Here is a 17,353-nt window from a genome sequence, read left to right as displayed (position 1 = left end):
ATGGAAAGTTATCATGAAGAAGATTGGGTTTTTGTCATTTGGCCACTGGTCGCCGTCGCCGCAGTCCGGCACACGCTCGGCGGCCGATGCGCTGCTGCAGTCGATCGATCTTGCCGTGGCGGCTGAAGAGTTAGGCGCAGACGGCGCCTATTTCCGTGTGCATCACTTTGCCCGTCAGCTGAGCGCACCGTTTCCGCTGCTGGCGGCGGTGGGCGCGAAAACCAGCCGTATTGAGATCGGCACCGGTGTGATCGACATGCGCTATGAAAATCCGCTCTACATGGCGGAAGATGCGGGCGTGGCCGATCTGATTGCTGGTGGACGGTTGCAGCTCGGCATCAGCCGCGGTTCGCCGGAGCAGGTGATCGACGGCTGGAACTACTTTGGTTATCAGCCGGAAGCGGGCGAAACCGAATCGGATATGGCGCGTAAGCATACCGAAGTGCTGCTTGACGTGCTGCGCGGCGAAGGCTTTGCCAAACCAAATCCGCAGCCGATGTTTCCTAATCCGCCGGGACTGCTACGGCTGGAACCGTATTCTGAAGGGCTGCGCGAGCGCATCTGGTGGGGCGCTGGCTCCAATGCCACCGCCGAATGGGCGGCAAAGCTGGGCATGAACCTGCAAAGCTCAACGCTGAAAGATGATGAAACCGGCGAGCCGTTCCATATTCAGCAGGCGAAGCAGATTCGCGCTTACCGCGCCGCCTGGCAGGCTGCCGGTCATACGCGTCAGCCGCGGGTGTCGGTCAGTCGCAGTATTTTTGCGCTGGTGGACGATCGCGACCGCGCCTACTTTGGCCGCAGCGGTCAGGAGCGCGACAGCGTGGGCTATCTGGATGAGAAAACCCGCGCCATTTTTGGCCGTAGCTACGCCGCTGAGCCGGAAAAGCTGATCAAGCTGCTGGCCGACGATGAGGCGATTGCCGAAGCGGATACCCTGTTGCTGACCGTGCCGAATCAGCTCGGCGTCGATTACAACGCCCACGTGATTGAGGCGATCCTCAAGTACGTCGCGCCGGAACTCGGCTGGCGTTAACTCAGTCATCCATTCTCCCCGGTACGCCGGGGATTTTTTTGCCTGTTCTCTGCCGAGCGCTGTCATAAAATCTTCACCGCATAGTGTGAAGCCTCACCTGGATTCCGTGTGCGCCACGGCGTAACGTAAGCAGGCTATTGTGCAGAGAGGAGAGAGATGATGATGCTGAAAAGTGGCTGCGTTGCGCTGGCTATCATGCTGTTGCCCTGTGCCGCATTCGCGGTGACAGCAAACGGCGGCGATGGCTTGCCGGGCAAAGCGGGGCGCCCGGGACTGCCTGGCTGTCCTGGCGGCACCGCTCCGTCGCAGGACGGTAAGTTTTATCTGCCCGGCACGCAACAGCCCTGTCATGCCGGTAAAAATCCGCCGCGCGTCGAGCAGCCGGTGAAAAAAACGCCGCTTGAGCGAGCCTGATGGCAGAGGCGGCTAACCGCTAATGCAGCGCACCACTTAGTTAACGTGCTTCACCGTTTTCCGGCAGCAGTCGAGCACGACAGACCTGCAAAATTTCATCGGCCAGCGCGGAGTCATCCGGGCAGCCGCGTGACAGCACCAGCGCGCCCACCATCTGCGACAGCGTGGCGATCAGATCGGCACGCGTCTCGCCGCCGTCAGCCTTGGCGATGGCCAACAGGTTTTCGATGCCCGCGGCAAACTCGCTTTTAATGGCGTCGGATTGTCGCGCGGCATCGCTGCCCAGTGACGCCATCACGCAGCCCTGGCCCATCCCATCACGATGCTGGCGCGAGAGATAGTGCGCAACAAATTGATCTCGCGTGACGCCCTGTGCATCTTCGGCAGACTGCATAAAGCCGCAGCGCATCGCCTCCGCCATCAGATCGGCCTTGGAGGCAAAATGCTTATAAAATCCGCCATGGGTCAGTCCAGCCGCTGACATCAGATCGGCAACACCAACGCCATCAAATCCCCGTTCGCGAAACAGCGTCGACGCGGTTTGCACAATACGCCTGCGGTTCTCCTGCACTTGCTCTTTTGACACTTTCATTGGTTGCTCCTTCCGGTACGACTTATGGTCTAAGTATACAATGATGATGACCGTAATCAAAATCATTGACTTTTTAGATGACGATTATCATCATTAAGCTGACTATTCCTCACTGCGCAGAGCAATCGATGAGAACCGACACCATGCAGGCCGTTACCTTTAAACGCTACGGCAAGAACCCGGCGCTGGGCATTGAGCCGAAGCCGATCCCGACGCTGAAACCGGACGAGCTGCTGGTGAAGGTCTGTGCGGCAAGCCTCAACCCCATTGATAACATGATCATTAGCGGCACCTTTAAGCCAGTGTTACACATGACACTACCGGCCACGCTGGGCAGCGATCTGGCCGGTATTGTTACCGCGGTGGGCAGCGGCGTGACGCGCTTTACGCCGGGTGATGCGGTATTTGCCAGCATCTTTGATACTGGCCAGGGTGCGCTGGCCGATTTCGCCGTGGTTCCTGAACGTCTGGCCGCCTTGAAGCCAACAAACCTGAGTTTTGTCGAGGCGGCAGCGCTACCGATGGTCAGTCTGACCAGCTGGCAAGCGCTGCACGAGCACGCCAGGCTGCAAGCGGGTGAGAAGGTGTTTATTCCCGCCGGATCGGGCGGCATCGGCAGCATCGCGATTCAGCTGGCGAAAACGCTCGGCGCAACCGTGGCGACCACCACCAGCACGGAGAATGTTGACTGGGTGCGCCAGCTCGGCGCCGATCAGGTTATCGATTATAAAAAGCAGTCATTCGACGAGGTGCTGCGTCATTACGACCTGGTGCTGGGAACCCTGCGCGGCGACGCGCTTGAAAAATCGCTCGCTATTCTGAGGCCTGGCGGGAAGATCATTTCGCTGGTCGGGCCGCTGGATGTGGCGTTCGCCCGCAAACGGCGGCTGAACCGCGTGCTGACGGCGCTGTTCTGGCTGATGAGCCGTAAAATTAAACGCCTCGCACGCAGACAGGGCATCGATTATCGCTTTCTGTTTGTGCAGCCCGATGGTGAGCAGCTGAAGCACATTGCCCAATTAGTTGAAGTCGGCCAGCTCAGGCCGGTGATCGACCGGGTGCTGCCGTTTACGCAAAGTGCGCAGGGGCTCGCCTGGCTGGCGCAGGGAAGGGCCAAAGGCAAAGTGGTGATTGATCTGGAAACACCATAGCGCAGAACAGAAAAAGCCCGCTCGGGTTTCCCTGAGCGGGCTTCTCTAAATTTGGCTCCTCTGACTGGACTCGAACCAGTGACATACGGATTAACAGTCCGCCGTTCTACCGACTGAACTACAGAGGAATCGTGTGAACGAGGCGAATATTATCGGCGTCGGTGAACGCTGTCAACAGCCAGAAAGCGTTTTGCTTTCAAGTGGCTAGCTTTGCAGCAATCGGCTGATTCAATCGCCAGTTGTGGCCTGATTTGTCAGCCGCAGCAGCGGATCCTGTTGATAAAATCCACGGTAAAGCCCATAAAGCGTGGGGAAGCGCTCCATTAAGAGTTCGGGCGCGGTAAAGAAGTATTCTGATAACACCGCGAAGCACTCGGCGGCATCGCTGGCGGCATAGGCATCGATACGGGTAGCGTATTCGCCCACCAGCATAATTTCCTGTTCAATATCGGCCATCGCTAACTGGATTTCCCGTTCCCAGCGCGCCACGTCACGCAATGCCACCGGCGGTACACCGTTGTTATAGCCACTGCCGCGCGCCTCCAGCTTGTGTGCCACTTCATGGATCACCAGGTTAAAACCGGAGAAATCAAACGAATCGAGAATATCCTGCCAGTTGAGCACCACCGGACCTTGCAGCCAGCTCTGTCCCGACTGCGTGGTGCGCTCAGCGTGCACCAGACCATCCTCATCCTGCCAGCTGTCGTTAACGATAAACGGCGCCGGATAGATCAGCACTTCATGAAAGCCATCCAGCCAGGCGAGGCCCAGCTGCATCACCGGCAGGCAGAACAGCAGCGCGATACGTGCATGGCTCTCGGCATCCAGTTGCAGATCCTGCAGCGCCACCAGCCGCTTTTGCCGCAGAAACTGGCTGGCAAGGGCGATAAGCTGCTGCTGTTCCTGACTGGAGAGCACGCTAAACAGCGGGGCCGACAGCGCCTGTTGCCAGGGCAGGGCAGCGAGGGCTTCTTCAGCCTGGGATTTCCATGGCCACTTGATCATGATGGTTGGGCTGTTCCTGCAGATGAAAGGCGAAGGATCCGGCAGATGCTAATCAATGGCGGGTAAAAATGCAGCAAGCGGGCGCGTTGTCTGTGAGCTGACGCACAAATGAAAAAGGCGGGAGAGCCCGCCTTTTTAGGTTATCCGATCTTTTCGAACTCAATCACCCACACCCAGGGATTTACCTCCCAGCTGGTGCCGCCATACTGTTTTTGCCAGGCCTTTTTATAGGCCTCTTTTGGCGAAACGGTGTTGTTGTTCATGGTGAAGAAGTTGTTGAGAAAGTGCGAATCGGTCTGCACGCCTTCTGCCATCACATCTTCATCGCTGATATCCTGGATCTTTTCCGCCCGTACTGCGGTAATCAGCAGATCGATACGGCTTGCCCAGCGCGGCATGTGAATCGCCGTCTGCCAGCCAAACTCTTCGCTGTTTTTATCCTTGTCATAAGGATGGCCCAGCTCGTTGTTCGCCGCGCGGTACTGGCAATATTCCGGCCGGCGGAATTTGGCCGGCGAACGTTCATAATCAGGTAGCGCGTCGGTGGGCACCACCGGACCACGCCAGGTTTCACGCACCCAGAGCCGGTCGCCGGGCTGACCGTAAGGACAGCGGTAGCTCAGGTCGTTCATGTTCACCATCTTATAACCCTGGAGATGGTTACTGCTGACGTCAAAAGCGTAACAGCCTTCATGATTATCCTGACCAGGGCCAAAAGCCTGGGATTTCATGATGCGCCGGGTTTGCGTTTGCTGGCCAATTAACAGGGCGCGTACCCGTTGCTCAGAAAAAAGAATCGGCCGTTCTTTCATTGCATACCTCTTATTGTGTTTATGCGCTATCCAATCGTGTAAAATACAATCAGATTAATCTTAACCTTGCTCAAGATACCACGTTTACCCTGGTTTGCTTATCGGAGTTGTGCAATTTTTCCGAATTTTCGCCTGCGCGAAAAACAAGCACAACAACCAATTTTTCTGTTTAATCGTGGACCGGTTATAATCATGCGCTGTATGGTATCAGGGTTTACGATCAACGCGTTTTTCATCGATTTCAGCGCTAAAATTTCGCTAAGCCGCCGAAATACCTGATTAGCGCGTCAAAGGTAAGCCGTAAAGCTAACATAAAAATTGGCGATTATCTGGCGTAAACGCATTTTTGCGGCCAGGAATAATCCCTAAATTATATTACTTTGGCTAATGGTTTTGGTTTGAAAAAGCATCAGCTCGCCTCTCTGTTCCTGCCTTATTTACTGCTTAGGGTCCAGGTGATGCGCAGGATCTGCTATAAATTGAAGAAGATCACTTCTTCAATCAAACCGTTGCAGTACTTACATCCTGATTGCGATAGCAATCATCAAACTGTCATTCTCATCACGCTACTCTCATGCATGTTTGGCTTCGCCCGTTAAACACCTGCACCACTTCATCGCACAAAGGGAGAAGTTTATGTCGCTACATCACTGGCAATCGCGCTTTGAAAACTGGATGAACCAACACTGGCAGCACGGTGACCAGGCCCATGACGTCGCGCACCTGCGTCGTGTCTGGCAAACCGCGCAGCAGATTATGCAGGGCACCGATGCCACGCCGCTGGTGGTGCTGGCGGCCTGCTATTTTCACGACGTGGTGAATCTGCCAAAAGATCATCCCGAGCGTCATCTCGCCTCCAGCCAGGCCGCCGCCGCGACGCGCCGCATCCTGCTGGAATCTTTCCCTGACTTTCCCCATGAGCTGCACGATGACATTGCGCATGCCGTGCAGGCGCACAGCTTCAGCGCCGGAATCGTGCCGCGCACGCTGGAAGCCAAAATCGTGCAGGACGCCGATCGTCTGGAATCATTAGGTGCTATCGGCCTGGCTCGCGTTTTCTACACCTCCGGCGCGCTCGGTCGCTCGCTGTTCGACAGCAACGACCCGCTGGGCAAGGCGCGGCCGCTGGATGACAAGCTCTGGACGCTCGACCATTTCCAGATAAAAATGCTGCGTCTGCCAGAAACCATGCAAACAGAAACCGGCAAAAAGCTGGCGCAACACAACGCTGATTTTGTTGTAGATTTCATGGCAAAGCTCTGCTCAGAACTGCAGGGCGACCTGATCGGCAAGGATGCGTCGGTGTTACGCGATTTTACTTCTGATAAAACCAAATATTAAATTTTTGTGACAATCTATGAATTAGCCGTTGCGCATGGCAGGGTGTCGCAAACAATAAACAGGAGTGATTGCATGAACGACACCGTTAATCTGACCATTAAAATTGACCCTGAACTCAAAGAGACCATTAAGAACCTCGCGCTTGAGAATCAGGTTTCCATGAGCCAGGAGATTTGCCAGCGTTTACAGTTAAGCCTCAGTCAGCAACGCCCTGAGATCGACAGTTCGCATACCGAAGAGCAGGAAACCCCGCAGCTCACCGACGGCGAACTGAAACAGATTCGTAGCCTGCTGAAAAAAAGCAAAAAACGTAAGGTCTAATCTGACGCAGGGCCGTGATGCGGCCCTGTTGTTACAGCACCTCAACCAGCCGGAACTCCTCATATATGAGTTCCATATCGGTCGCAAACAACCCTTCCCGCTTAAAAAATTCCTGATGTGCCTGCCGCCAGTACGCCAGGCTCAAGTCGCCTTCACCCTCTTTTTGCGCCATTTCTGCCGTGACGTCACAGAAGCGCACCAGCCGCATGCCCACGATTTGAATCACGCACACCGGCTGCGCCTGACTGTCGAGAATGATGTGAAAGCTGCCGGGGGTGATCTTGTGCGCTTCCTGCTGATACGCCGCCAGCGAGCCACAGGAGGCGGTCTTCTTACCGGCAACCACCAGCGCTGCCAGCGCATCGGTCAGCGCCGGTAAATCGCCAAAGCCCCATTGCAGGGCATCGGGATACTTTTCCATCAAATTCATCACTGCACGTCCTTTTTTTATTTTCAGGGGAGATAACGTTAGCGGGCTTCAGGCTGCGCCACGACCTGTTTGATAAACGGCAACAGCTGATGCGCCACCGCGGCGAACACCGGTACCACCACCGAGTTGCCAAACTGTTTGTACGCCTGCGTATCGGAAACCGGGATACGAAAGCGGGTTTCGCCGGGCTGCTCGAAGCCCATTAACCGTGCGCACTCGCGTGGCGTCAAACGGCGAGGGCGACGCTGCATATTCTCCGCGTGGCTAAAATCCTCCTCCGCCAGCGCGCTGTCCCAGCCACGATCGATGAGGATTTCCGAACCATCTTTGTAGTAGCGCGCGGAGAGGGTGCGCGCGCAGGCCAGCGGATTGTGGGTATCAAGCAGGCCAAAACCAAAGCCGTTGCCTTTGGCGTTATGCTTTTTCGCGTAATGCCACAGATAGCCCCACAGCTTGGGCGACAGAATGTATTTCTCCTGCTCTTCATCCAACAGATCGCGGAAAGCGGGACGGGGCTGCGGCAGCGCCTGCAGCACGCCATTCAGTGAGAAATCGGCGCTGAACGGGTAGTCGCGACGAATGCCCACCAGCACGATGCGCTCGCGATGCTGCGGCAGAAAGTGGCGCGCGTCGATAATCTTGCGATCCGGCGTGTTGTCGGCGGCGTTAGCGACGTCGTAGCCAAGCTGATCGAGAGTATCCATGATCACGCGGAACGTGCGTCCCTGATCGTGGCTCTTGAGGTTTTTCACGTTCTCCAGCACAAAAATAGCCGGTTTTTTGGCGGTGATAATGCGCACCACGTCGAAAAACAGCGTGCCCTGCGCTTCACAGGCGAAACCGTGCGCGCGGCCCAGCGCATTCTTTTTGCTGACGCCAGCGAGCGAGAAGGGCTGGCAGGGAAAGCCGGCCAGCAGCACCTGATGATCGGGGATCTGCGCATCAATATGCGCCGCGGCTTCTTCATCGCTGGCTGGCGTGGCGGAGAGCGTAACGTCGCGAATATCGCTGTTGAAGCGGTGCTCGTCGGGGCAGCTGTAATGATTGGCGCGATAGGTTTTGATCGAAGCGCTGTTCCACTCGCTGGTGAATACGCATTTGCCGCCAATAGCATCAAAGCCGGTGCGAATGCCGCCGATGCCGGCGAACAGATCGATAAACCGAAACAGTGGACGATCGTAATGGGCGGGGCGTTCAGGCAGCAGCGCCTGCAACATTTTTACTTCGACATCCAGCAGCGCACGGGCGCGCGCTTTGCCGTTGATGTAGCGGTTGAGGCTTTCGCGCGTCCAGTCGTTGGCACCGACTTTACGCAGCGCTTCAGCGATCGCCTTCTGGCCATAGATATCGATGGTGTGCTGCAACAGGTGTTGATCCTGTGCGAGCTTGGTTTGCTGTTGCAGCAGATGTTCCTGCTGCAACCGTTGTGCAAGGGCGTCCGTAGCGTGCATGGTGATTCCTTAGGGTTAAATGCGTGTCATGCTATCACTCATTTGACCCAGAGAGAATTGGCCCGCGATCAGCTTTTGAGTTCGCGCAGGGGCAGCCCATATTGCTTGCCGTTGATAATGACCTTCAGGCAGGCAGTGGAGACGTTAAAATTGCTCTCATTTGCCAGCGTGCCCTGAATCAACAGCTCGTTGTTGTTGTTATAGCCGTAACCGACTTTGCTGTTGCCTTCCCAGTGCTGGTGAAAGGCGTAGTCGGTTTTCCCGTTAAGTACGGCATTTTGCGCTTCGTCACAGGCCAGGTAGCTGTTTTTACTATCAGGCGACAGCGCCGGGATAAAACGAAAATGCACCCCACTCTGAAACTGGTCGGCCACGTTAGTGGTAATAAGAACAATATTATGCGAGGAGAAGCTGGACAGCTTGACGTAAACATCAGCCTTACCGTTGTTTAAGCGGTCAAGCCAGACATTAGTGACGGGCGAGGACCCCTTGCTGGACCAGGTAACGCCAAGGTCCAGCTGAATATCGCCGTAGGCCTGTATGCGTTGAAACCAGATATCGGCAACGCCTTCGGCGGTACGGGTTGTCCATGCCGTTGGCGTCTCTTTGATGGCATTGTAGCTACCGGAACCGATGATACGAAGGTGCGCCTGACAACCTACGCCCGGCAGTTCAATCATGCCCAGTTTGAACCAGTTCTCCTTTTCAGCAAAATTCGAAACGTGAACCTGACCGGTTTCATAGAGATAGTTCAGTGAGCCATTAATATTGACGCCGTGGCTGGCGATATCCACGTCACCCAATTCATATTCCGATAAATAGCGGTCGCCAACCGGGGAGAAATCCATTGAGGCACCTGACTGCATATTGCGTTGCAGAGTAATGGCGCGGGTGTAGTGGCATTTCATCGGTTCTTTGGTGCTTTCGATACTCAGTGCATCGATAATCCACTGGCCGTTAGAGATATCACCTGGATATTCGCAATGTTCGATCCAGCCGTTGCGTATCAGTGATTGGGTCGCACGCTGTAAATCAATGACCGGCTTATTTTTGCAGTTCTGCGCGTTGAAGTTAGAGAGCTCGATAGCGGTAAGATGATTCCAGCCGTGTTCGCCGTCGGACCAGGAGCCGTAGATCACCGTATCCTGACAATCGCTGGCGTACCACTGGTCAATTTTACAGTCGAGGGTATCGATTACGCTGATGCAGCGGCCGCCGACCTGGTCAAAATTGACACAGCTGATCCGCAGATACTGGCCTTCGGTGATATGGTTGCGATAGAAGCCTTTGGTATTGGCCTGCAGGTTGTATTCGCCATTGAAGTTGATGCCGACAATCTCAACCCGCTTGGCCTGTACATCAAACACATACTCGCCGTTTTTACGATCGGAAATCAGATGGGTGGCGGCAAAATAGCCAAAATCCACCGGCGCACCGGAAACCTTGAAGCGGGAGGCCGCTTTATCAACGAAGTTAAGCGTTGAGAGCATAAACTTCCCGGCCGGAAAACGGATGCCGACGGCATTGAAACGTGCCGTGCTTTGCGACCAGTCATGCATGCGTTTCACGGCCACGGCACAGTCGATTTCACCGCCCTCAATGGCACCGAAGTCAAGCACGGTTAGCGCGTTATAATCGGTGATGTGACGCTTCCAGCGCTTGCCGCCTGCGCTAACGATCACCACGCCAGAATCATCTTTGCTGGTGTCATCGGGATGATAGATGAACAGCCCGCCACCCATGCGGGTGTTGTTGGCATATTCCAGCACCACCGCCATATCGCCGGGATGGCTGGGTTCGGTTTTACGCAGCGTGTCGATATCGGCAACCTGCGTAACGTTTACGTTGGCGCCAGTAGTCAGGCTGGCCAGTTCAATCAATACCTTACCAAAGTCGAGCGGGTTGCCTTGCTTATCCACCACGCGCAGGCTGTTGGCCGAAGCGGCAGAGGTGTTTGGATTTTCGTTCGCCATTAAAGGTTCCTTGAGGATTGATGAAAAAAGAGACAGCTTATTGAGTATATCGATTTACAGACGCAGCGGGAGACAGGGCCAGTGAGATAGCAGTCTTGAAAGCCAGTGATATTAACTGGCTGAAATAACGCTATTTTTATCAATGCCACGCAGAGCGCGGCGACAGATTTTGGCGATGCTTTACAGAATTTCCTTAGGCTTGCTCTGTCGGGAAGTGGACCTGATAAGCCAGCTGCAGCAGGCGCAGAGGAAGGGGAGAATGATTATCCGCGCTTATCCACCACTGCATCCAGGCTAAGATCAAGGCAGGAAAACAAGGAGAAGGTATGGCCGACGTACATTCTGCTGCCACACGCAGCAAAAACATGCGCGCAATTCGTACGCAGGATACCGCCATTGAACTGCGGGTGGCGGCGCTACTGGAACAACGCGGCTTTATCTTTCACGCGCAGGATAAAACTCTGCCCGGCAAGCCCGACTTTGTGGTGCCGGAACATCAGGCGATCCTGTTGGTGCACGGCTGTTTCTGGCATCACCATCACTGCTACCTGTTTAAGACGCCAGCCACGCGCACGCAGTTCTGGCTGGATAAGATCGACGGCAACGTGACCCGTGACGCGCGTGACCGCCAGGCGTTACGAGAGCAGGGCTGGAAGGTGCTGGTGGTGTGGGAGTGCGCGCTACGCGGCAAGTTCAGGCTGGACGATCAGGCGATCGGCGATCGGCTGGAAGAGTGGCTGTTTACCATTGACGGCGCTGCGGAGATAGATTACCAGGGCATTCATCTGCTTAAGCCAGCTAACCCGGCGTAATTTCCACGGCGACGATTGCCATATTGATACATAATTGCTTAGATCGATGGTTTCCCCTCGGCAAACACAGGCGGGCGTGATGGCCACAGTGAAATTGACAGTACGCAGGCTTTACCGGCTTCAGGATGAGCGCATGGTCAACGCGCAGGCAACGGCGCGCATCTACGTTGGCGACACGCTGATCGCCAGCGAAGAGATTGGCGGCATGACGGAAAGCCCGGTCAGTAAATATCTGCATCATCAACTGTCGGCGACGCTGCCGGTGCGTGTCGAGTGGGATTGTAATGGCATTGCCGATATGACAGTGACCGATATTGCCCTCTGTCCATGCTGCCAGCATGACGGGCACGAATAAAATAAGGAACAGATTTTGGCCGCGAGCAGCTTACTGACGTTATTAGATGATATTGCCACCCTGCTGGATGATATTTCCGTAATGGGAAAAATAGCGGCGAAGAAAACCGCAGGAGTATTGGGGGACGACTTATCGCTTAATGCGCAGCAGGTCACCGGCTTTAAAGCCAACCGTGAATTGCCCGTGGTCTGGGGCGTCGCAAAAGGGTCTTTTCTCAACAAGCTGATTCTGGTGCCGCTGGCGCTGGTGATCAGTGCCTTTGCGCCCTGGGCGATTACGCCCTTGCTGATGATTGGCGGCGCCTACCTCTGTTATGAGGGGGTTGAGAAGGTGATGCACAGCTTCCATAAGGACAAGTCGCAGGAGAGCGCCGATGCGCGCCAGCAGCGGCTGCAAAAGGAGATTGAAAAAGATCCTGCCGCCTACGAAAAGAAAAAGATCAAAGGCGCGGTTCGCACCGACTTTATTCTTTCGGCGGAGATCGTCGCCATTACACTGGGCATCGTCTCGGAAGCACCGCTGCTGAATCAGGTGATTGTGCTGGCCGGCATCGCGATTCTGGTCACTATCGGCGTCTACGGCATCGTAGCCGGTATCGTGAAGCTTGATGATCTCGGCCTGTGGCTGCGTAAGAAGTCATCGTCGGTGGCACAGGGCATCGGTAGCGCACTGCTGTTTGCTGCGCCCTGGCTGATGAAAATTCTCACCGTGGTCGGTACGCTGGCGATGTTTTTGGTCGGCGGCGGCATTGTGGTGCACGGCATCGCAAAATTGCACCACTGGATTGAGGCGATGAGCCACGGCTACGGCGGGCTGGTTGCCATGCTGATCAGCAACGGCGCTAACCTGGTGATCGGCTTTATTATTGGTTCCATCGTGCTGTTGGTGGTAAATCTGATTGCGAAGCTACGGGGTAAATCAGTATAAAGGCAGGTTCAGGTACCTGAAGCAAAGGAGCAAACATGAACGACGACATTTTTGAATTTGATATCGATGCACAGCTGGAAGAGGCGCAAGCCAACGCCGAGAAAAAAGCCAGCGAAGTGCCTGCCGATCTCAGCGACGACGCGGATTGCGAAGGCTGCAAAATCTGACGGCACGCAGCGATCTGAAAAGCGGATAATCATTATCCGCTTTTTTTTCGGCTTATTCTCAAAATCTCCCGCCATTTGCTCTTCACCTCGCCCGTTGCTGGGCAAATCGCCATAAGCTGCTATACCTAAAAAAACCTGTTTTTTTCTGGAGGCAACAGCATGTATCTGGCAATTGGCGATGAAGTGCGTAAAGAGGAAAATGGCCCGCTCATGATCGTGACCGGCTACGCCAGCGGCATGGTAGAGTGCTGCTGGCATGACGGCTATGCGCTGCAACGCGAAGCGTTTCGCAAGGATGAGCTGGTTCTGGCTGCGGCCATGCCAACATCGCTGGCCAGTTAAGGCTTGCCTGACCGTACCAATCCGCCCGCCTCTGAGCGGGCTTTTCATTTTATCCGCGATAAGATAGACTTTTAGTTCATTTTGAACCAGCGGGTAATTTTGATGACTTACGATCTCGCCTCACCAGATGCTTTTGCCCAACGTTTACAACAAGCCTGCGATAAGAAAGGGCTGGAAAGTCATGGCCGCGGCGTCGCCATTGCGCGCGCGCTGTCGGTGACGCCCCGCGCGGTCGGAAAATGGCTGAACGCCGAGTCGGTGCCGCGTGGCGCTAAAATGGAACAGCTGGCGCAGTTTTTGGACGTGCCCCGTGAATGGCTGCAGCTCGGCTACGTCTGGGACAACAACGTGCAGCCCACTTCGCAGCCGCAGGGGTATAACAGCTATCCGCTCATTAGCTGGGTTAGTGCCGGTTTATGGAGCGAAGCGTTTGAGCCCTGGCCGCACACGGAAGTTGATCGCTGGCCCTCCACCACGCGTCACGTTAGCGAGAATAGCTTCTGGCTGGAGGTCAAAGGGGATTCAATGACCGCTCAGGTGGGCCTGAGCATTCCTGAAGGCATGATGATTCTGGTCGATCCTGAAGTCGCAGCCACCTCCGGCAAGCTGGTGATCGCCAAACTCACCGATGCCAACGAAGCGACCTTCAAACGCTATGTTGAAGATGGCGGCCACAAATACCTCAAGCCGTTAAATCCCGACTATAAAATGCAGGAGATTCATGACGATTGCCGCATTATCGGCGTGGTGGTGGAAGCGAAATGGGAGAATTTAGGTTAGTCGCACGCGTCACATAATGAACTAATAGTCCTTGTTATTTGTGAACTAAAAGTACATTATTAACCTGTTGTCACTGAGCAGGAGGATAATAATGGAGTTTATAACAAATGCGCTGGTGGTGCTGTTTGGCGTGGCAAAAGGCTGTCTGGTTCATCTGACCGTGCAGGAGTGGAGCTGTCTGATTGGTGCATTTTGCGCCGCGCTTCGCGCCGTGATGATCTGGCGAGACAACCGTGCCGAACAGCGCAAACGCACAGCGCTATTGCAACGCTATTCATGTTCCGTCCGACCCACGCTTTTTCACCCCAACCCAAAAGCACGCACGCTGCCGCGACGTAAGGATAATGCGGGCAAGTAGGCCCGCATCGGCAAAGGAATGCCATGCCTTACGCGGCGGCGCCGTTTACACGTTGCCTTCGTTATCCTCTTCTACCGCCTGATAAATCCGCTGCAAAATATCCGGGAACGCCGACTGCACGCGACTCCAGCTGGGAATAAACGGCTTGTCGTTGGGCCGCTCCATAAACGCCTGACCCGCTTCCAGAATCGCCTGGGTAAACATCTCCACCGCGGCTTCTTCGCTGTGCTGATCGAACTTCAGTCCGTTCATCGTCGCTTCATGATTATAGATTTCCATCATATCCAGCGCGTTACGGTAGTAGGTTGCTTTCAGTACGCGGAAAGAATCGCTGGAGAGATGCACGCCCATGGTCGCCATTTTGCGCAGCAGCGACTGCACGATATCGCCGCTCATACGGCGCAGGCCGCCGGTGCCATCCTCTTCCGACAGCGGCTGATGCTTATGGTCGTAATTGTGGGCGATCTCAACCTGACAGCTCTGGCGGGTGGTGTAATTACGGTAAATCTCCGACAGCACGCCAATCTCCAGCCCCCAGTCGCCCGGAATCTTAATGCCGTTCAGCACGTGGCTGCGCATGGCAAATTCTCCTGACAGTGGATAACGGAAGCTGGTGAGGTAATCGAGATATTCCGAATGACCGTAGACCTGTTGCAGTGAGCGCAGCAGCGGACCAACCAGCAGACGACCAACGCGGCCATTCAGCTTGTTATCGGACACGCGTGCGTAAAAGCCTTTGCAGAACTCATACTGAAAGGACGGATTGGCCAGTGGATAGAGCAGGCGCGCCAGCATACCGCGTTCATAGGTGACGATGTCGCAATCGTGCAGCGCCACGCAGTCGGAACGATCGGACGCCAGCGTATAGCCGGTGCAGAACCAGACGTTGCGGCCTTTGCCCGGTTGGGTGGGCGACAGGCCTTCTTTATCCAGCTCAGCGTCAATCGCCTTCAGGCGCGGACCATCGTTCCATAAAATACGGTGGCGCTGCGGCAGGCGGGAAAAAAAGTCGCGGGCAAACAGAAACTGATCGCGATCGGCACGATCGAGGCCGATCACGATCTCTTCCAGGTAGGGCACTTTCGCCAGTTCATCAACGATATGATTTAGCGCCGGGCCTTCCAGCTCGGAGAACAGCGAAGGCAACATCAATCCCATGGTGCGTTTACTGGAAAAACTGACCAGATCTTTTTCTAAATCCTCAACGGGGCGACCGGTTAAATTATGGAAGTTAGTGATAACGCCATTCTGGAAAAAATCACTCATTCTTACGCTCCGACAGAGAATAACGCAGCCTTACGGCTGAGTAATAAAGTAGTCCAGACCTTCACTCCAGCCCTGTGGGCCATGATGAGCGGTGTGGTAAACGCGTTGTTCATCGGTGCGCTGTAGCACAACCGGGTTTTTACTGTAGCCTTTGATCACCACGGCATAATCGACCACGTCGAGCATCGGCGCGTCGTTGGGACCATCGCCGAGGCCCAGCGTGACCGGCCGTTGCGGCAGCTGATCGAGCAGCCAGTTTACCGCCGCGCCTTTGCCGCTACCGGTCGCCATCACGTGCCAGAAGCGGCCGCCCTGGGTCAGCGACAGTCCATCGGCGGCCAGCGCCTCGCGGAAACGATCAAACTGCTCTTCGTTGTCGCGCCACACCAGCGCCTCAGAGGCTTCGCGGATACGCGCCAGCTGGGCATCGCGCAGCGTCAGGCCGGTGATGTCAGAGATCTCTTTGTCGCTGAAATCGGCAAAGCCGGTGAAGCGAAACTGGTGCTCCAGACGGCGCAGCGACTCAACGATATCGCTGTAGTCACGGGCATCGCCATTGACCATCGGTTCGCCCGCCTGGTCAGTCAAATGAATGCGCGCGCCGTTTTCGGCAATAAAGGGCGTGCCCTCAATGCCCAGCTGTTTCTGTAGGGGCACAATCTCCGCTGCGGTTTTGCTTGAGCAGATCACCAGCGGCACCTCATGTTCCTCCAGCCGTGCCAGCCAGGCTTCGGCCGCCTGCCAGCTGTAGGTGTGATGATCGAGCAGCGAACCGTCGAGATCGGTGATGACCAACAGTGAATCCTGTAATGACAACATATGAAATCCTCCTCACCACTCTGCTGGCATAAGGGCTGACAGGTCGGTTAAGTATAATGGTTAACGCTAAATTGACAGGCGGCAGGGCAGATAGTTGGCGATTTATGTGCCGTAAACGACCAGGAAATCTCTGAAAAAAAGGTGGGAGGCGGTGAAACAGGGCGGCAAAACGTCGTCAGCGGAGTCAACCGCATAAAACGCGAATTATCCGGCTTTTGTTAGTGAAATGGCTGGCGTAAAATAGCGCAGTAAGAGAATTTCTCCTGCGTAACGAATTTGCAAAATAGTTTACCCGGCCTGGCGCCGGGTTTTTTTTATTCAGCGATCGCTCTCGGTGCAACGGCAGTCGTGAATATCGAGTTCAAACGCATCGGCGAGTTGGCGACAGCTGCTCTCACGCGGCGCGCTGGTGGCCTGCATAAATTCCTGCATATCGCCCGATGTATGCCGCTGAATAGCCTGCAGCAGCGCGTCAACATCGACTTCACGCTGCGCCGTTTCATCCCGTTCCTGCTCTGTTGTCATGATCGATTCCTCCACCTGATAACACCCACACTATAGTTGCTCATCTTCTTTTCGTTTGCTTTACGCTTCACAGAAAGATTTCTGACAGGCGGGCAGGGTAGAATTTTTTCACAACGCCACCCCCAAAAGGCGCAGTAAGCTAAAAAGTAACAAGGATTTTGCCCGCGCAGCGCGGGCTTTTTTTATTTTCCGCCCGCATCCCGCTGATACTTACCTTGTTTTACCTTCAGACCTCAGCATATCCTGCTGGAAATGCTATGTTTATTGCCTGTAGTCAAGACTAATAACCATGATGAGGACCTGTTTATGGATCTGTTACGCATTATTATTGCGATTATTCTGCCGCCGCTGGGTGTTTTTATGCAGGTGGGTTTCGCCGGGGCGTTCTGGCTCAATATTTTGCTGACGCTGTTAGGGTATATTCCGGGCATTATTCATGCCATCTGGATTATTGCCCGTCGCTAACCGCACGGCGC

Annotated in this window: 22 protein-coding genes and 1 tRNA gene; 13 read left to right on the top strand and 10 right to left on the bottom strand. The window is 55.0% G+C overall.

Features of this window, described 5'->3' with window-relative positions:
- The first annotated feature begins 13 nt into the window (after positions 1–13).
- Entirely contained in the window at positions 14–1,036 is a 1,023-nt protein-coding gene (locus EM595_RS11170) for an LLM class flavin-dependent oxidoreductase (protein WP_067431790.1), read from the top strand.
- A 156-nt stretch (positions 1,037–1,192) separates the two neighbouring features.
- On the top strand, positions 1,193–1,450 hold the full coding sequence (locus EM595_RS11165; RefSeq protein ID WP_067431788.1) for a hypothetical protein: 258 nt from the start codon (positions 1,193–1,195) through the stop codon (positions 1,448–1,450).
- Positions 1,451–1,490: 40 nt separating this feature from the next.
- Here the strand turns inward: EM595_RS11165 and EM595_RS11160 are convergent, their stop codons facing one another.
- Entirely contained in the window at positions 1,491–2,042 is a 552-nt protein-coding gene (locus tag EM595_RS11160; RefSeq protein WP_067431780.1) for a TetR/AcrR family transcriptional regulator, read from the bottom strand.
- A gap of 128 nt (positions 2,043–2,170) precedes the next feature.
- Here EM595_RS11160 and EM595_RS11155 point away from each other — a divergent pair, with 128 nt between their 5' ends.
- Positions 2,171–3,193, top strand: coding sequence for an NADP-dependent oxidoreductase (locus tag EM595_RS11155; RefSeq protein ID WP_067435409.1), 1,023 nt, complete (start codon positions 2,171–2,173; stop codon positions 3,191–3,193).
- A gap of 52 nt (positions 3,194–3,245) precedes the next feature.
- Here EM595_RS11155 and EM595_RS11150 read toward each other — a convergent pair.
- From EM595_RS11150 to EM595_RS11140, 3 genes are all read right to left on the bottom strand, one after another.
- A tRNA-Asn gene (locus EM595_RS11150) sits at positions 3,246–3,321 on the bottom strand.
- 100 nt (positions 3,322–3,421) lie between these two features.
- Positions 3,422–4,198 (bottom strand): DgsA anti-repressor MtfA, encoded by a 777-nt coding sequence (gene mtfA, locus EM595_RS11145; protein WP_067431778.1) that lies wholly within the window; start codon positions 4,196–4,198, stop codon positions 3,422–3,424.
- 140 nt (positions 4,199–4,338) lie between these two features.
- The gene (locus EM595_RS11140) at positions 4,339–5,010 is read right to left on the bottom strand and encodes an ASCH domain-containing protein (protein ID WP_067431776.1); all 672 of its coding nucleotides are present in this window, start codon (positions 5,008–5,010) and stop codon (positions 4,339–4,341) included.
- Between the two features lie 636 nt (positions 5,011–5,646).
- On the opposite strand from EM595_RS11140, the gene EM595_RS11135 reads away from it, so the two are divergent.
- Together EM595_RS11135 and EM595_RS11130 are read left to right on the top strand one after the other, a co-directional pair.
- A complete protein-coding gene (locus tag EM595_RS11135; RefSeq protein WP_067431773.1) occupies positions 5,647–6,351 on the top strand; it encodes a phosphohydrolase in 705 nt (234 codons plus the stop codon).
- A gap of 72 nt (positions 6,352–6,423) precedes the next feature.
- Positions 6,424–6,672 (top strand): Arc family DNA-binding protein, encoded by a 249-nt coding sequence (locus EM595_RS11130; protein WP_067431771.1) that lies wholly within the window; start codon positions 6,424–6,426, stop codon positions 6,670–6,672.
- A 31-nt stretch (positions 6,673–6,703) separates the two neighbouring features.
- On the opposite strand, the gene EM595_RS11125 is transcribed toward EM595_RS11130, so the two are convergent.
- The 3 genes from EM595_RS11125 to EM595_RS11115 form a co-directional block, all read right to left on the bottom strand.
- Positions 6,704–7,102, bottom strand: coding sequence for an ASCH domain-containing protein (locus EM595_RS11125; RefSeq protein ID WP_067431768.1), 399 nt, complete (start codon positions 7,100–7,102; stop codon positions 6,704–6,706).
- A gap of 38 nt (positions 7,103–7,140) precedes the next feature.
- Complete coding sequence (gene dcm / locus EM595_RS11120) at positions 7,141–8,553, bottom strand: DNA (cytosine-5-)-methyltransferase (RefSeq protein WP_067431765.1); 1,413 nt, start codon at positions 8,551–8,553, stop codon at positions 7,141–7,143.
- A 68-nt stretch (positions 8,554–8,621) separates the two neighbouring features.
- The gene (locus EM595_RS11115) at positions 8,622–10,526 is read right to left on the bottom strand and encodes a putative phage tail protein (protein ID WP_067431762.1); all 1,905 of its coding nucleotides are present in this window, start codon (positions 10,524–10,526) and stop codon (positions 8,622–8,624) included.
- A gap of 326 nt (positions 10,527–10,852) precedes the next feature.
- Here EM595_RS11115 and EM595_RS11110 point away from each other — a divergent pair, with 326 nt between their 5' ends.
- From EM595_RS11110 to EM595_RS11085, 7 genes are all read left to right on the top strand, one after another.
- Positions 10,853–11,338: a very short patch repair endonuclease gene (locus EM595_RS11110; RefSeq protein ID WP_067431760.1), complete on the top strand. Its 486-nt coding sequence runs from the start codon at positions 10,853–10,855 to the stop codon at positions 11,336–11,338.
- A 79-nt stretch (positions 11,339–11,417) separates the two neighbouring features.
- The gene (locus tag EM595_RS11105; RefSeq protein WP_067431757.1) at positions 11,418–11,693 is read left to right on the top strand and encodes a hypothetical protein; all 276 of its coding nucleotides are present in this window, start codon (positions 11,418–11,420) and stop codon (positions 11,691–11,693) included.
- Between the two features lie 15 nt (positions 11,694–11,708).
- The gene (locus EM595_RS11100; RefSeq protein ID WP_067431754.1) at positions 11,709–12,620 is read left to right on the top strand and encodes a DUF808 domain-containing protein; all 912 of its coding nucleotides are present in this window, start codon (positions 11,709–11,711) and stop codon (positions 12,618–12,620) included.
- A gap of 35 nt (positions 12,621–12,655) precedes the next feature.
- Entirely contained in the window at positions 12,656–12,787 is a 132-nt protein-coding gene (locus tag EM595_RS21475; protein ID WP_262385609.1) for a hypothetical protein, read from the top strand.
- 159 nt (positions 12,788–12,946) lie between these two features.
- Positions 12,947–13,129, top strand: coding sequence for a YodC family protein (locus tag EM595_RS11095; protein WP_067431752.1), 183 nt, complete (start codon positions 12,947–12,949; stop codon positions 13,127–13,129).
- A 102-nt stretch (positions 13,130–13,231) separates the two neighbouring features.
- Entirely contained in the window at positions 13,232–13,909 is a 678-nt protein-coding gene (locus EM595_RS11090; RefSeq protein WP_067431749.1) for a LexA family protein, read from the top strand.
- Positions 13,910–14,000: 91 nt separating this feature from the next.
- The gene (locus EM595_RS11085; RefSeq protein WP_067431746.1) at positions 14,001–14,267 is read left to right on the top strand and encodes a hypothetical protein; all 267 of its coding nucleotides are present in this window, start codon (positions 14,001–14,003) and stop codon (positions 14,265–14,267) included.
- A gap of 45 nt (positions 14,268–14,312) precedes the next feature.
- On the opposite strand, the gene EM595_RS11080 is transcribed toward EM595_RS11085, so the two are convergent.
- From EM595_RS11080 to EM595_RS11070, 3 genes are all read right to left on the bottom strand, one after another.
- Positions 14,313–15,533 carry a glycosyltransferase family protein gene (locus tag EM595_RS11080; protein ID WP_067431744.1) on the bottom strand — a complete coding sequence of 407 codons (1,221 nt, stop codon included), beginning with the start codon at positions 15,531–15,533 and terminating at the stop codon, positions 14,313–14,315.
- Between the two features lie 30 nt (positions 15,534–15,563).
- The gene (locus EM595_RS11075) at positions 15,564–16,352 is read right to left on the bottom strand and encodes a mannosyl-3-phosphoglycerate phosphatase-related protein (RefSeq protein WP_067431742.1); all 789 of its coding nucleotides are present in this window, start codon (positions 16,350–16,352) and stop codon (positions 15,564–15,566) included.
- Between the two features lie 318 nt (positions 16,353–16,670).
- Positions 16,671–16,877: a DUF2525 domain-containing protein gene (locus EM595_RS11070; RefSeq protein ID WP_067431739.1), complete on the bottom strand. Its 207-nt coding sequence runs from the start codon at positions 16,875–16,877 to the stop codon at positions 16,671–16,673.
- A 306-nt stretch (positions 16,878–17,183) separates the two neighbouring features.
- Between EM595_RS11070 and EM595_RS20675 the strand changes: the two genes are divergently transcribed.
- Entirely contained in the window at positions 17,184–17,342 is a 159-nt protein-coding gene (locus tag EM595_RS20675; protein WP_071852512.1) for a YqaE/Pmp3 family membrane protein, read from the top strand.
- The last annotated feature ends 11 nt before the right edge of the window (positions 17,343–17,353 follow it).

Origin of the sequence: Duffyella gerundensis, from assembly GCF_001517405.1 — a bacterium.
GTDB lineage: Bacteria > Pseudomonadota > Gammaproteobacteria > Enterobacterales > Enterobacteriaceae > Duffyella > Duffyella gerundensis.
Note: the sequence above shows the minus strand (reverse complement) of the source record. Positions and strands in the feature narration are given on the sequence as shown.